Origin of the sequence: Veillonella sp. T34266-5, assembly GCF_002959815.1 — a bacterium.
In the GTDB taxonomy this organism is placed as follows: domain Bacteria; phylum Bacillota; class Negativicutes; order Veillonellales; family Veillonellaceae; genus Veillonella; species Veillonella atypica.
The window spans coordinates 25,081-40,833 of sequence record NZ_PPCZ01000019.1 but is presented as its reverse complement, the minus strand read 5'-3'; the positions used below and the strand labels follow the sequence as shown (position 1 = coordinate 40,833).

The 15,753-nt window shown below is 38.4% G+C and carries 15 protein-coding genes and 1 tRNA gene; all 16 read left to right on the top strand.

All coding sequences use genetic code 11. The features are described from left to right. The first annotated feature begins 98 nt into the window (after nt 1-98). A complete protein-coding gene (locus tag VIHSUH07_RS06820) occupies nt 99-1,121 on the top strand; it encodes an AraC family transcriptional regulator (protein ID WP_105084439.1) in 1,023 nt (340 codons plus the stop codon). A gap of 343 nt (nt 1,122-1,464) precedes the next feature. Beyond that, nucleotides 1,465-1,731: an ABC transporter permease gene (locus tag VIHSUH07_RS06815; protein WP_105084378.1), complete on the top strand. Its 267-nt coding sequence runs from the start codon at nt 1,465-1,467 to the stop codon at nt 1,729-1,731. A 160-nt stretch (nt 1,732-1,891) separates the two neighbouring features. After that, a complete protein-coding gene (locus VIHSUH07_RS06810; protein WP_199176839.1) occupies nt 1,892-2,908 on the top strand; it encodes an AraC family transcriptional regulator in 1,017 nt (338 codons plus the stop codon). Between the two features lie 320 nt (nt 2,909-3,228). Beyond that, nucleotides 3,229-4,131 carry a L(+)-tartrate dehydratase subunit alpha gene (gene ttdA / locus VIHSUH07_RS06805; RefSeq protein ID WP_105084376.1) on the top strand — a complete coding sequence of 301 codons (903 nt, stop codon included), beginning with the start codon at nt 3,229-3,231 and terminating at the stop codon, nt 4,129-4,131. Next, on the top strand, nt 4,131-4,742 hold the full coding sequence (ttdB, locus tag VIHSUH07_RS06800) for a L(+)-tartrate dehydratase subunit beta (protein WP_105084375.1): 612 nt from the start codon (nt 4,131-4,133) through the stop codon (nt 4,740-4,742). Before ttdA ends, ttdB begins: the two co-directional genes overlap by 1 nt. Before the next feature lie 103 nt (nt 4,743-4,845). After that, complete coding sequence (locus tag VIHSUH07_RS06795; RefSeq protein ID WP_105084374.1) at nt 4,846-6,114, top strand: SLC13 family permease; 1,269 nt, start codon at nt 4,846-4,848, stop codon at nt 6,112-6,114. A 260-nt stretch (nt 6,115-6,374) separates the two neighbouring features. Then, nucleotides 6,375-8,045: a formate--tetrahydrofolate ligase gene (locus tag VIHSUH07_RS06790; RefSeq protein WP_105084373.1), complete on the top strand. Its 1,671-nt coding sequence runs from the start codon at nt 6,375-6,377 to the stop codon at nt 8,043-8,045. A gap of 86 nt (nt 8,046-8,131) precedes the next feature. Continuing rightward, nucleotides 8,132-8,749, top strand: coding sequence for a cyclodeaminase/cyclohydrolase family protein (locus tag VIHSUH07_RS06785; protein WP_105084372.1), 618 nt, complete (start codon nt 8,132-8,134; stop codon nt 8,747-8,749). Nucleotides 8,750-8,912: 163 nt separating this feature from the next. After that, nucleotides 8,913-10,235 carry a nucleobase:cation symporter-2 family protein gene (locus tag VIHSUH07_RS06780; RefSeq protein WP_105084371.1) on the top strand — a complete coding sequence of 441 codons (1,323 nt, stop codon included), beginning with the start codon at nt 8,913-8,915 and terminating at the stop codon, nt 10,233-10,235. A 173-nt stretch (nt 10,236-10,408) separates the two neighbouring features. Further along, complete coding sequence (locus VIHSUH07_RS06775) at nt 10,409-10,849, top strand: MOSC domain-containing protein (protein WP_105084370.1); 441 nt, start codon at nt 10,409-10,411, stop codon at nt 10,847-10,849. 20 nt (nt 10,850-10,869) lie between these two features. Beyond that, nucleotides 10,870-11,835, top strand: coding sequence for a GTP 3',8-cyclase MoaA (gene moaA / locus VIHSUH07_RS06770; protein WP_105084369.1), 966 nt, complete (start codon nt 10,870-10,872; stop codon nt 11,833-11,835). Between the two features lies 1 nt (nt 11,836). After that, complete coding sequence (locus VIHSUH07_RS06765) at nt 11,837-12,139, top strand: hypothetical protein (RefSeq protein WP_105084368.1); 303 nt, start codon at nt 11,837-11,839, stop codon at nt 12,137-12,139. Between the two features lie 90 nt (nt 12,140-12,229). Continuing rightward, nucleotides 12,230-12,305: transfer RNA gene (locus VIHSUH07_RS06760), tRNA-Lys, on the top strand. A 521-nt stretch (nt 12,306-12,826) separates the two neighbouring features. Further along, nucleotides 12,827-13,024: a helix-turn-helix domain-containing protein gene (locus VIHSUH07_RS06755; protein ID WP_105084367.1), complete on the top strand. Its 198-nt coding sequence runs from the start codon at nt 12,827-12,829 to the stop codon at nt 13,022-13,024. 98 nt (nt 13,025-13,122) lie between these two features. After that, nucleotides 13,123-14,064: a Dyp-type peroxidase gene (locus tag VIHSUH07_RS06750; RefSeq protein ID WP_105084366.1), complete on the top strand. Its 942-nt coding sequence runs from the start codon at nt 13,123-13,125 to the stop codon at nt 14,062-14,064. A gap of 139 nt (nt 14,065-14,203) precedes the next feature. Next, the gene (gene thrC, locus VIHSUH07_RS06745) at nt 14,204-15,703 is read left to right on the top strand and encodes a threonine synthase (protein ID WP_105084365.1); all 1,500 of its coding nucleotides are present in this window, start codon (nt 14,204-14,206) and stop codon (nt 15,701-15,703) included. Nucleotides 15,704-15,753 lie beyond the last annotated feature (50 nt).

The following is a 15,753-nucleotide window of genomic DNA, read 5'->3' as shown; positions in this document are numbered from 1 at the left end:
AAAGATGTTATTGACCGTAACTGAATGAATATATCATAATGAAGGTGTCTCTTAGATCGGTAGGGGATGCTTTTTTGCATATGGAGCGATTAGATGCTATGGATTATTTCGATTATACTTACAAGCACAATTATATAGAGTTTAGCAGCAGTATATATAAGGTTGGTACTTATAATTACAATTGGCACGGAGGTACGGAGATTTTTATTCTCTTAAAAGGTCGTGTTGAGATGAGTTGTAATGATGAGACTTTTACAATGGAACCTCTTGATGTTGTCGTTATTTCGCCTCAGGTGGGACATTCAACACTAGCGCTTGAAGAGGACGTGGTTGCCTTTGTTGTTCATGTAGGGAATGAATTTTATCAACAGTATGATCCGGATTTTGGCATGTATGAGTTTGTTGTTCGTTCTGATGCGAGCACTCGTCATAATGAGTTTTTTACGACCTTACGCCATCATGCGGCTATGACGATGTTATTGATGCATAAAGGTGACAGCCCAATTCACCGCATGTGGATAGAGCATCATTACTTAGCTTTAGCAGGTGATGTATTTAGAGAATTTGATCCAGTAAAAAAAGTTCATGAAAATGCGCGGCCTGGTGATATTAAACCGGCTACCTTTGACAAAATGATTTCCTATATCGATGAGCATTACCAACAAAAGCTAGAGCTTGAAGACATTGCAAAAATTGGTGGCTATAATGTGGCGTATACATCTCAATTTTTTAAACGACAAATGGGAATTTCCTTTGTGGATTATGTATTGCGGTTAAGACTACGAGATGCTACAACACAATTAACCAACACGGATGAGGCTGTGGCAAGAATTGCAAGTAGTTGTGGATTTTCCGATATTAAGGCCTTTAATGTGGCTTTCAAAAAGCATTTCCGTATGACCCCGACAGAATACCGGAAGCAAGTGAAAGAAATTGGACGTAAAACAATAGTACAAGGTTCAAAGGAAATTATTTCCGTTGAAAATCAAGATGTGCTAGACCTATTACATTCCTTCTTGTCCTATGAAGATGATGCTAGAGCAAAAGCGGAGTTAGAGTACATGAGCAACAAGCTAGAATCATTGAAAGCGAAGCTTGCCGATGTTGTTAGCGAATTGTAATTAATATCTATAGTAGGGCGTGATAATAGTAGAACTTTTACCATACAAGCAAAATATTTTTCGTAGTATATAGAAAAATTAGACCTAGGTGATTTTCTATATATTTAAAAACTATATATTTCTTAGAAGCGCATTACTATTGATAAGTAGTGCTCTTTTTTATGGGATAATTTATAGATTTGAGATTGATCAAAGTGAGAGAGATAGTGATAATTCAATATATTTTCTGTGATTTTACCTAGAAAATTACCTTTTAATATGGATAGTTATATCGTCCGAAACGAGTAGAATATGATTCATCAGATAACAAACACGTATTCAGTTACTAATTTTGGAGGATATAATGACCCGTATTAAATTCATGGAAAACGTAGGTAAAGTTGCAACAGTTACAGCAGTAGCAATGTATGTTTCTTATTTTCCACAAATTATGAACAACCTAGCTCATCCAGGTACAGGCGATTGGATTCAACCACTTGTAGCAGCGATTAACTGCTTATTATGGGTAGCATATGGCTTGTTTAAAGAACATAGAGATATTCCAGTTGCATTGGCTAATGCACCAGGCATCTTCTTCGGTTTAGCAGCAGCTATTACAGCTCTTATGTAATTTCGCATATAAGAGATCAACATTGAACACTCGCATCGTAGACTATAATAAATAGATAATTTTAATGATGCTGTTGACCGTCGTTAACCATATATATCATAATAAATGCATCCCTTGGATTTATTAGGGATGCATTTTTATGTTAGAAGATGAGGTAATTATGGATTACTTTTACTATACCTATAAACATAATCATATCGATTTTAGTAGCCATATATATAAGGTAAGTACCTATCATTACAACTGGCATGGAGAGACTGAGATTCTTATTCTCTTAAAAGGGCGCATTGAGATGAGTTGTAATAGTGAGGTTTTTACAATGGAGCCTCTCGACTCTATCATTATTTCCCCTCAAGTGGGGCATGCGACGTTGGCATTAGAGCAGGATACGACGGCATTGGTTATTCATGTAGGTAAGGATTTCTTTCAACAATTTGATCCGAACTTTGGGATGTATCAATTTGTAGTACGTTCAGATGAATCGAATCGTCACAATCCATTCTTTACATCCTTGCGTCATCATGCAGCTATGATGATGTTATTGATGGCTGATGCTGAAAGCCCAGATAATCGGTTGTGGTTAGAGCATCATTATTTGTCATTAGCTAGTAATCTATATAGTGAGATTGATGCAGTTAAGTTGATGCATGGTAAGCCTGTTGATATGACGGTAGCTACCTTTGATAAGATGATTGCCTATATAGATAAAAACTATCAGCAAAAGATTGAACTAGAAGATATTGCTCAAATCGGTGGTTATAATGTGAACTATACATCTCAGTTTTTTAAACGCCAATTAGGTGTTTCCTTTCTAGAATATGTGTTGCGATTGAGATTGCGTGAGGCCACTGTTCGTTTGGCTAACTCTACAGATAGTGTGGCTCATATTGCGAGTGATTGTGGATTTGCAGATATCAAAGCCTTTAATGTGTCCTTTAAAAAGCATTTTCATACAACCCCTTCAGAATACCGTAAGCAAGCAAAAGAGCTGGGGCGTAAAACTAAGTTACATGACTGGAAGGAAATGATTTCTACCCAAGAACAAGATATTATAAGAATACTAGAATCCTTCGTTCCTTATCACGATGACTTGCAATATAAGGTTGAGTTAGATAAGGCCAATCAAAAGTTACAGACTGTAAAAAAACAACTTAAATCTGTTGTAGCGGAATTGTGATATACAATCATTAGGTATAGGTGATTTTGTATATGCCGAAATTCTACTAATTTATATGGTAAAAGAGCACTGCTTTTCGATAGCAGTGCTCTTTTTTGTACGTTCATATAGGTAAAATTGTATATGTATGATGGTGTGAAAAAGAATGATTAGGGGAATTTTGTATGAGTTTTATAGACTTTCATCAGTAAAAATGAACTTGTAAATTGGATAGTTATATCCTGAAAAAAGAGTAGAATGAAATCATCGAAAGGAGCTAAGGTTCCGACATAGAAATAAATGTTAAGTTTTAAATAATGAAGTCTTTTTGGAGGTTTACGATGAGTACGAAAGAACAACAAGTGCAAGAAATGACAAATGTCATCGCCAAGTTCATTGCTTATATGGCAAAGAAATTACCTGATGATGTGGAAGCAAAAATCAAAGAATTAGCAGCCGATGAAAAAAATCCATTAGCTAAAACAATTTATGAAACTATGCATAAAAACATGGATCTTGCTTACGAATTGAATCGTCCTTCTTGCCAAGATACAGGGGTATTACAATTCTGGGTGAAGGTTGGTTCTAACTATCCATTAATTGGTGAATTGGAAGAAATTTTGCGTAATGCTACATACCAAGCTACACAAGATGCACCACTTCGTCATAACTGTGTTGAAACATTCGATGAATTCAATACAGGTAAAAATATTGGCCGTACAGCACCATATATCATGTGGGATATCGTTCCTGGTCGTGATGATGTAGAAATTTTCCCTTACATGGCTGGCGGTGGTTGTTCCTTGCCAGGATCTGGTAAAACATTGATGCCAGGTGAAGGTTATGAAGGGGTTGCTAAATTCGTGTTAGATTTGATGACAAGCTATGGCTTGAATGCATGTCCTCCATTGTTGGTTGGTGTTGGTATTGCTACATCTATCGATACAGCAGCGGTTATGTCCAAAAAGGCTTTGATGCGTCCTGTATCCTCTAAGGCTGAAAATGAAAAAGCAGCATATATGGAACAATTACTAGAAGATGGTATTAATGCATTACATCTTGGACCTCAAGGTATGGGTGGTGATAAATCCCTTATGGGTGTAAACATCGAACATGGTTCTCGTCATCCATCTGTAATTTCTGTAGCTGTTAACGTTGGCTGCTGGAACCATCGTCGCGGACATATGGTATTTGATAAAGACGGTAAGTACGAAATTCTATCTCACAAAGGAGTGACATTCTAATGGCTAAACATATTTTGACAACACCAATCCAAGCATCTGATCTTGAAGGTATTAAAGCAGGGGATATTATTTATTTAAATGGTCACATCACAACATGCCGTGATGTAGCGCATCGTCGTCTTGTTGAATACGGTCGTGAATTACCAGTAGATGTTCGTAATGGTGCCATCTTGCATGCTGGTCCAATCGTGCGTGACCATGGGGATGATAAATTCGAAATGATTTCCGTAGGTCCTACAACATCTATGCGTATGGAAAAATTCGAATATGAATTTGTAAAACAAACAGGTGTACGCCTCATCGTTGGTAAAGGTGGCATGGGCCCTGAAACAACTCGTGCATGTAAAGATTTTGGTGCTCTTCACTGCGTATTTCCAGCAGGTAATGCCGTACTTGCTGCTACAGAAGTAGAAGAAATCGAGTCTGCTAACTGGCGTGAACTCGGTATGCCTGAAACCTTGTGGACTTGCCGTGTAAAAGAATTCGGTCCACTCATCGTATCCATCGATGCAGAAGGCAATAACTACTTTGAAAATAAAAAAGTAGAATACAATGCGAAAAAAGAAGAAGTGTTAGAAGAAATCTACAAACACGTAAGCTTCATTAAATAATTGCATTGTAAATATTAACTAAATAGGAGGATTATACGGATTTTGTAGAATCCTCCTTTTTTGTACCCTTTTTTAGGTATATTACACGTATTGGGAGGTATTTATGGATACGAGTGTAATGATAACTCTTGGCTTTTTAGTATTTGCCATAGTCATGTTTGCGTGGGAGAAAATTCCATTGTCTATTACGGCGATGATTGTAGCCGTTGGTTTACATCTAAGCGGTGTATTATCTGCTAAAGATGCATTTGCAGGTTTTGTAGATCCAAATGTTTTGCTCTTCATGGGTATGTTCGTGATTGGTGCAGCTTTCTTTGAAACAGGTGTGGCCGTAGAGGTAGGGAATGTAGTTCATAAGTTTGCTAAAACTGAAACATCTTTGCTCGTTGCCGTTATGATGATTACAGGTATTTTATCTGGTTTCTTATCTAATACTGGTACAGCCGCTGTACTGATTCCTGTAATTATCGGTATTTGTAAAAAAAGCGGTTTTAAACAAACCAAATTGTTGATGCCCCTCGTATTTGCCGCTGCTATGGGTGGCAATATTTCTCTAATTGGTGCTCCTGGTAATATGATTGCCCAAGCGGGCTTGCAACAAGCAGGTTTAGGCTCTTTTGGTTTCTTTGATTATGGTCTAGTAGGTTTACCGATTCTAATCGTTGGTACTATTTTCTATGCCACAATTGGTAAACGTTTCTTACCAGATGCTCCAAGTCATCAACCGGATGGTGCATTTGAAGGCAATGATGATTATAGTCATGTACCATCTTGGAAAAAATGGATTTCCGCCTTAGTATTGATACTTACAGTTGTGGCTATGATCTTTGAAAAACAATTAGGTGTAAAACTCTATGTAAGTGCTTGGGTTGGTGCCCTTGTATTGGTGGCTACTAATGTTATTAGTGAAACCGCAGCGGTTAAATCCATCGATATGAAAACAATCATGCTCTTCGCTGGTTCTATGGCTCTTGGTGATGCCATGGTTAAAACCGGTACAGGTGCTGTTGTGGCAGATTTTATTGTAAATAGCCTTGGTGCGAGTCCATCCCCAATTATTGTATTAGTTGTTATTTTTGTACTTGGCGTATTCATGACAAACTTCATGTCCAACACTGCTACATGTGCATTGTTGGTTCCAATCGGTCTTAGCCTGGCGTCTCAACTTGGTTTTGATCCAAAAGCGGTTTTGGCGGCTATTGTAATTGCTAGCTCCTTAGCGTATGCTACTCCAATTGGTATGCCAGCTAATACAATGGTTTATAACATAGCAGGCTATAGCTTCATGGATTATGTGAAAGCTGGTTTACCACTCATTGTCGTGTCTAGTATTGTAGCATTAGTATTATTGCCAATTTTGTTCCCGTTTTAATATAAAAATGTAATTTTATTAAATGGTATGAAAGCTCTAATATTGTTGTAGTTATTGTGATTATGTAATAAAAAGTCAGTATGTAGTATTTGTGTACTATATACTGACTTTTTTACATTTATGTATTAATTAGAGAAACGAATATACACATAAGTAAGAAATGATTAGACATAATCCATACTTTCACATATAATAGAAAAGTAACGAGTGTACAAATATACATTCACAGTAGACAAAACAGGTGGATATGAGGAGGAATTATGCTTACCGATATTGAAATAGCTCAACAAAATAAGATGGAAAAAATTCAGGTTATTGCTGATAAATGTGGTCTTACGCCTGATGATATAGAGCAATATGGTCATTATAAGGCAAAAATTTCCTTTAATGCCATTAAGCGTTTAGAAAATAAAAAAGATGGGAAATTAGTTCTTGTTACGGCTATTACACCAACGCCAGCAGGGGAAGGTAAATCTACAACCTCCATTGGTTTGGTACAAGCATTAAATAAAATCGGTAAAAAGGCTATTGCTGCACTTCGCGAGCCATCGTTGGGACCTGTGTTCGGTATCAAGGGCGGTGCTGCTGGCGGCGGTTATGCACAAGTTGTACCAATGGATGATATTAACCTTCATTTTACAGGCGATATGCATGCCATTACAGCAGCGAATAATCTCTTATCCGCTATGATTGATAATCACATCCACCAAGGTAATGAGCTCCAAATCGATTTGCGTCAAATTTCTTGGACTCGTGTTCTCGATATGAATGATCGTGCATTGCGTAATGTTACTGTCGCAATGGGCGGAAAAGTTTGTGGCTTCCCCCGCGAAGATCATTTTATGATTACCGTTGCCTCTGAAATCATGGCTATTTTGTGTTTAGCTAAGGATTTAGAAGATTTGAAAGCTCGTTTTGGTCGCATCGTCATCGGTCCAAATCTTAAGGGTGAACCGGTGTATGTACATCAACTCGGATGTGAAGGTGCGATGGCACTTCTTATGAAGGATGCTATTAAACCAAATCTTGTACAAACATTGGAACATACGCCTGCCATCGTTCATGGCGGTCCATTTGCTAATATTGCACATGGTTGTAACTCTGTAGTAGCTACAAAACTCGGCATGAAACTTGGTGATATCGTGGTGACAGAAGCTGGATTCGGCGCTGATCTAGGGGCAGAAAAGTTCCTCGACATTAAATGCCGTTATGGCGATATCTTCCCAAATGCCGTTGTCATCGTCGCTACATTGCGCGCTCTTAAAATGCATGGTGGCGTATCAAAACAAGAGTTAAATACAGAAAACGTAGAGGCTGTAACAAAGGGCTTCAGCAATTTGCGTAAAGCTATTGAAAATATGCGCTTCTTCGGTGTACCTGTTATGGTTGCTATTAATAAATTCGTTACCGATACGGATGCGGAAATCGCGGAGTTAACACGGTTGTGCAATGACTATGGCGTGCCTGTAGAGCTCAATGAATGTTGGGAAAAAGGTGGCGAAGGTGGTATCGACATGGCGAAACGCGTTGTGGAACTCGTGGAAGGTAGTGAACCAACACCTAAATTTGTATATGAATTAACAGATAGCATCGAAGACAAAATCGGTAAAATTGTTCGCACTATTTATGGTGGTGATGGTGTTACATTTGGGGCTAAAGCGAAAAAACAAATCGCTCAATTAAAAGAGTGGGGCCTTGATAATTTGCCAGTATGTATGGCAAAGACGCAATATTCTTTATCCGATAACCCAGCGTTATTAGGTGCACCAACAGGCTTTACAATCAATGTAACGGATATTCGCGTTGCTAATGGTGCAGGATTCCTAGTATGCCGTACCGGTGATGTTATGGTTATGCCAGGCTTGCCTAAACGTCCTGCTGCACTTAACATGGACATTGATGCGGACGGTACCATTAAAGGATTGTTCTAATACTATAGTATTGTAATCGACATAGTATTTTTATTGACATAGTATACAGAGGGGGCAATAGCCCCCTTTGTTATTGAGGAGTATATATGGATTTATTGACGAGTACTGTAAAAGATTTTGTAGCGGCAACTGCATCAAAGGAGCCTACTCCAGGTGGTGGTGCTATTGCAGCATTGACGGCAGCCACAGGCGCAGCATTGGCTGAAATGGTAGCGAATTTAACATTTGATAAAAAAGGATACGAAGATGTGCAAGAGGAGATGCATCTTTTACAACAAAAAGCAGAGGTTATTCGTGAGAAAGCGCTTTCACTAGCACAAGCTGATGCTAATGTATTTAATTTATTTATGGATGCCTTGGCATTGCCTAAAAATACGGATGAAGAAAAACTGGCGCGTACTGCTGCGATTCAACAGGCTTATAAGGATGCGGCTAATGTACCATTAGAAATCGGTATGATTAGTTATGAAATCTTTGATCTTGCTTATGTTGCGGCTACGAAAGGAAACCAAAATCTTATTACTGATGGCATTATTGCAGCCATCAATGCGCGGGCAGCTGTAAAAGCAGCGTTTTTAAACGTGCGTATCAATATATCTGGCATTAAGGATGAATCCTATGTAACTGACTTAAAAGCACAAATGAATCAAATTGAATCTGAACTAGACGAAAAGGAAGCATCCATTTTAGCCTTGTACAAATAAATGGACGATAACATACTTTTATACGGTTAATGTTCGGAAAATATAAAAATAGAGGGCCTTAGAAAATAAAATTTCTAAGGTTTCTCTTTTTCTATTGTTAAAATCCGAATAATAACGTAAAATATAAGTGTAATGTTTGTAGTTTAGAAAACAGGAGACCATTATGTCAGAACAAAACAATACTGTTGACTCTATGTTGCCAATACCTAAGCTGTTTGCCTACGGTTTACAACACGTATTAGCAATGTATGCCGGTGCTGTAGCGGTACCAATCATTATTGCGCAAGCTATGCATTTGCCTGTAGAGGATTTAATCCGACTTATTACAGCGGACTTATTTACTTGCGGTATTGCCACACTTATTCAAACATTAGGGTTTGGTAATATTGGTGGTCGAATCCCGATGATTCAAGGCGTAACCTTTGCCTCTGTTGGTCCGATGGCCATGATCGGTGCTCAACATGGCATGACCGCTATTTACGGTGCCATCATCATAGCTGGTATTTTTACATTCTTAGTGGCACCATTTTTTAGTCGTTTGATTCGTTTGTTCCCACCGGTTGTAACAGGTACCATTATTACAATCATTGGTATTAACCTTATGCCAGTTGCCGTCAACTGGATGGGGGGCGGTGTAGGTAATCCGCAGTTTGGTAGTCTTACCAACATAGGACTCGGGTTCCTTACATTCTTAATCGTTATTTTTACTTATAAATTTGCCAAAGGTTTTCTTGGTAATCTTTCCGTTTTAATTGGTCTTATTGGTGGTACGGCTATTGCCTTTGCCATGGGGGTAGCTAATTTTGCTGAGGTAGGCAAAGCTCATTGGGTGGCTATGATTGAACCTTTCTACTTTGGTATGCCTACATTTGATTGGGCATCCGTACTTTCCATGGTAGTCGTTATGCTCGTTGTTATGGTTGAAACAACTGGCGATAGTATTGCTATCGGTGAGATTGTAGATAAAAAAATCGGTCGTAAGGAATTGGCATCCATTATCCGTGCCGATGGTCTTTCCACTGTTATTGGTGGTATTCTTAACAGCTTCCCTTATACAGCATTTGCTCAAAACGTTGGTCTTATCGCTGTAACACGCGTTAAAAGTCGCTTTGTAGTAGCTGCATCTGGTGTAATCTTAATTCTATTAGGCTTATTCCCTAAATTGGCGGCTGTTGTAGCAAGCATTCCAAATGCAGTGCTCGGCGGTGCTGGTATTGCTATGTTTGGTATGATTATTGCTAGCGGCATCCGTTCGCTTGGTAAAGTTAATTTCGATGGTAATCAAAACTTGATGCTTGTTGCCATTAGTATTGGCGTATCCATGATTCCTATTGCGGCCCCAACATTCTATGCACATTTCCCTGCATGGGCTCAAATAATTTTGAAATCTGGTATTACCTTTGGTAGTATCATGGCTATCCTCCTTAATCTACTGCTCAATGGCGTAAATAAAGGCGATGAATTTAAAGAAATGGGTCGTCGTTAATCGGCTTTCACCATTATTCATACGAAGAACTCTACTCATAATGGGTAGGGTTCTTTTTTTGAAAGTAATAATCTTGAAATAGTGACTAAACTCACAGGGGTTATACCTATATACTATGGTATAATAAATTGATAAATTTAGATGATTTGTTCCCATAAGAAGGGAAGGACTGTATGGCTGAAGGAAAGATTATTGCCATCTCCATTAGCGAGAAAAAAGGGCAAAAGAAACATAATATTGAATCTGCTAATCTCATCGTAGATCACGGCATGGAAGGCGATGCACACGCAGGAAATTGGCATCGCCAAATTAGTTTGCTCGGCATTAAGAGTATTGAGCATATGCGAGATAAAGGGGCCGATGTAAAGCCTGGCGATTTTGCTGAAAATATTACTGTTGAAGGCATTGTATTGTATGATTTACCGGTAGGGACTAAGCTACAATTAGGATCTGATGTGTTACTAGAGGTAACACAAATCGGTAAAGAGTGCCATCAGGGTTGTGAAATTATGAAACAAGTTGGATCATGTATTATGCCTACGCAAGGAATTTTTGGTAAAGTTCTAAAAAATGGTACAATTAATGTAGGTGATGAAGTATCGATTATTAAATAATGTTGTAAATGAGGTGTACTATGAAGGACGCATGGGGCCGAACAATTGAATATGTACGTCTGTCGTTGACGGACGCGTGCAATTTTTGTTGCCCTTATTGCAGACCAGCAGAGATTACACCACAAAGCCAACATCAATTACTATCTGTAGATGAATGGATGACTATTTTAGGTGCATTTCATCAATTGGGGGTAAAAGCTGTACGCCTTACAGGTGGTGAGCCGTTATTATATCCCCATATTGAAGAGTTATTAGCACGTATAAAGCAGACCGGATGGTTTGAAGATATATCCATGACTACTAATGGTAGTTTATTGGCACCTAGAGCTGCTAAATTAAAAGAACTTGGTTTGAATCGCGTAAATATTAGCCTCGATTCTCTTGATAGTGATGCCTTTGCGCTATGTGTAGGCAAAGCTAACCAGCTAGATTCCGTTCTAAATGGTATTCAAAGTGCTATTGATGCTGGTTTTACTTCTGTTAAAATCAATACTGTTCTTTCACGTCACTGGACTGATGATGAAGTTCATGATTTGCTAACGTATGTAGAAACTTGGCCGGTGATTTGGCGTTTTATCGAGTATATGCCATTTCAAGGCGATGCGTTTCATGGGCCGACTTTTGATGAATGGAAGGCTCAATTAGAACGCGTAAGTGGAGGTATACTTACAGAAAATCACGGTGTATATGGCTTTGGTCCTGCAACGTATTACAATTTGCCGAGCGGTAAGGAGATTGGATTTATATTCTCCATGTCTCATAGTTATTGTGATACATGCAATCGCGTTCGCCTTACCTCAGATGGCCAAATGCGACTCTGTCTCTTACGTGATGATGAAGCCGATTTAGTGTCTCTTGTACGTCGAGGCCTGAATGAAACTGAACTTGCTAGTCATATTGAGTGGGCACTACAACGTAAACAAGAACGTCATGATGGGGTAACGATGGATCAGCCAGAACGCCCAATGTGGCGCATCGGAGGATAGTATGAGCTTTTTTGATTTTCTGAAACCGAGAAATAAAGAACATGTAGAATCCTGTTGGCCTGGTGGTAAAATGTTACAAGTCCACATGGAATATGACACACAGAAGCTCATATTTACCTATTTGGGTCGTTATGGATTACAATTTAACGTGCCTAAGGCCGATATAACAGATATTATTGTGAAAGAAGTAAGTCGTACTCATAGTGTCATTCAAATTTACCATGATGAGGTATGTGTGGGCACTACGGATATTATTCCTACAGAAGCTTGTGAAACGATAAAGGACTGGATGTTACAATTCTGATAGGCTATACAAATAATGAATATATTTTATAGGGATGTAATAAATATTCTTTACATTCCTATAAAATAAGCATATAATAAGTCATGTCATGGACCACTAGCTCAGCTGGCAGAGCACCTGACTCTTAATCAGGGTGTCCAGGGTTCGAACCCCTGGTGGTCCACCAAAATAACCCGCACGGTTGTGCGGGTTTTTCTTATTGTCTGTCCAAGAAAATGGGTGCAGATCACTTTTGGGTGCTCGTGAAAAAGAAGAAATCCTCTAATTAATGTTAGAGGTATTAAGTTAGTGATGTATATATGCTGACTATATGTATTCATTAACTTGATATGGGGACTTCTACATTTAGAGATGTGGAAGTCCTCTTTTAGTTAAAAAGATTTATTTGACTTATGTCAGACAAAATATATAGTATAGTTAAGGCAGACATAAGGAAGGAGGTGATGCCATTGAAGTAGTTAAGGAAGATAACAAAAAAGTGGCTACCGATAATAACCGCGTTTATCCAACTTGCAATCGCAATAATACAGTTATTAAATCAGTAACCACAGGGGCTCGTAAGAGCCCCAATCTTCCTAACTATTATAACAATGGCGAGCATATGATTTCAAGATTAACTTTAATAATTAGCATTATTGCCTTTGTCTTATCCGTTTATAATCTATTAGTAATATTAGGAGTTCTATAATGAAATTAGATGATGTTATGACCACACAAGAGGCGGCAGAACGTTGGAATGTTACTGCTGATTCTCTTAAACAAAACTGTAGAGGTCGTGTGAAAAATGGATTTTTAGAAGGGGAATTTAGAAAATCGGGAAAAATGTGGCTAGTGACTAGACAAGGGATGGAACGCTTATATGGTGAGGAGATACACGATATATAAATTTATCTTAATATATAGTATAGACAATTAGTATAGACAATAAATTAGTAATAGCTTATGATTGGCATATAGTTGTATTTCTCATTAGGAGGTCCCCAATGGCAGTAGATGTAGCTAGAACACAAGATGTATATAAAGATGCTGGACAAAGTGTCAATTTCACAACATTATTATTAAATCGTAAAGATCGCGATGCAGAATTAGAAGTCATCCAAGATATGGCTGATCGTATTCAAGCTATTAAACGTTCTGTTAGTATTCGTGCTAATGGTGGAGGCTTGGGTATTGCTTTTGGCTTTAGCCGTAAAGCATGGGACTATTTATTCCCTAATGCACCTGTACCAAAAGAGTTAGAAGACTTCCAAGGTATTAAAGGTGACAAACAAGATGTGCCAGCTGTAGCGGCTGATTTGTTCCTACATGTACGTTCCAATGATGAATCTGTTACATACACTGTAGTGGATCAAATCATGGAATTCTTACGTCCTGTTACATCCGTTGTTGATGAAACTCATGGTTTCCATTATGAGCAAGGTCGTGCTATTATCGATTTCGTTGATGGTACGGAAAATCCTGTAGGCCAAGAAGCGGTAGAATGGGGCGTTATCGGTGATGAAGACCCTGAATTCACGAATGGTTCCTACGCTTTTGCACAAAAATATGAACACGACCTTGATGCGTGGCGCGCACTTCCTACAGAAATGCAAGAAAAATTCATTGGCCGTCGTAAATTTAGCGATATTGAATTGGAAGACGATGAAAAAGATCCAGCAGCTCACAATGTGGTAGCTCAAGATAATCGTGACGATGAAGAACATAAAATCGTTCGTATGAATGTACCATTTGCACAACCTGGTCAAGGTGTGCGCGGCACATATTTCATCGGCTATGCTCGTTACTGGGATGTAACGAAAACAATGCTTACAAACATGTTTACTCAAAACGATAAATTGCTAGATTATTCTAAACCTATTACAGGTATGCTATTCTTCATTCCATCCCTTGATACATTGGATGCTATTGCAGAAGGCGAATTATAATCGTTATAATTTTACGATATATATAATGATAAAATAATATGCAATAAAATCTATAGAAAGCGCCCCTTTGGGGGCGCTTTTATGCTATAATTAAAGAATATTATTGATTCTGTAGAATTTTAGTTTGTAGAGGTTGCCCATGAATTATACAAGTACACGTGGCACTGTTGCCGTAAATGAAACATATGCATTATTACATGGTTTGGCGGAAGATGGCGGTTTATACGTACCGGCTTTATTTCCAACGAATTGCTTGAGCTATAACGACATTAAAGATAAATCTTACCAAGAGGTAGCTGCTGTTGTATTAGCTAAATTATTCCCTTGCTTCTCCGAAGCACATCTCAAGGAAATGATTAACTCCGCTTACAGCGATGCAAACTTTAGCACTCGTGATATTGCACCTCTACATTCTTTGCTTGAAAAACTATCCGTGTTAGAACTGTTTCACGGCCGTACACAAGCATTTAAAGATATGGCGCTTTCACTATTTCCATATTTATTAGTAGCAGCGAAAGAAGCAGAAGGCGAAGATAAAGAGGTTCTTATCTTGACGGCTACATCTGGTGATACAGGTAAGGCTGCTCTTGAAGGTTTTAAAGATGTACCTGGTACACATATTCAAGTATTCTATCCAACTGATGGCGTTAGCCCTATGCAAGCGGAACAAATGCAAAAACAAGAAGGTGCTAATGTTAATGTAACTGCTATTCATGGTAACTTTGATGACGCTCAACAATTCTTAAAGCGTTTATTTGTTGATGCAGACACAGCAAAAGAAGTAGCCGAAAAAGGCGTTATGTTCTCCAGTGCGAACTCCATCAACATCGGTCGTTTGGCACCGCAAGTAGTATACTATGTGAATGCTTATGCTGAGCTTGTTGCACAAGGTGCTATCCATGAAGATGAAGCATTTAATGTCGTGGTTCCAACAGGTAACTTTGGTAATATCTTAGCTGCTTACTATGCTAAAAAGATGGGGATCCCTATCGGTAAATTGATCTGTGCATCTAATCAAAATAATGTGCTTACTGATTTCTTTAAAACTGGTACATATGATATGAATCGTCCATTCTATACGACGATTTCTCCATCCATGGATATTCTTGAGTCCTCTAACTTTGAACGTTTCTTGTACTATATCTCCGGTGAGGATAGTGAAAGAACCGCTCAATGGATGAAAGATTTGAAATCCACAGGTAAGTTATCTGTTAATGAAGAAGAATTTAAACGTGTACAAGCTAATTTCAGCGGCGCCTATGTAAATGACGAAGAAACAAAGGCTATTATTGAGCAAGTGTATAACTCCTATGGCTATTTAATGGATCCTCATACAGCTGTTGCGATGGGTGCGTATATGAAAGAATTAGAAGCGCATCCAGAAGATGGCGCTCGTCATACAATCATTGCATCTACTGCACATCCATTCAAATTCCCAACACCTATTTGTGAGGCCCTTGATATTAAGGTTGGTTCTACGCCTTATGAAAGCTTAGATAACATCTCTGCTGTAACCGGTGTAGCATTCCCTAAACAATTGGCTGCGTTAAAGGCTAAATCATTACGCTTTACAAAAGCCATCGACAAAGAAAATATGAAACAAGAAATTCTAGATTTTGTCGATACATTCTCTAAATAATACTATGCCGCCTCTCCTTGGAGGGGCGGTTTCTTATTGTATTGGTTATC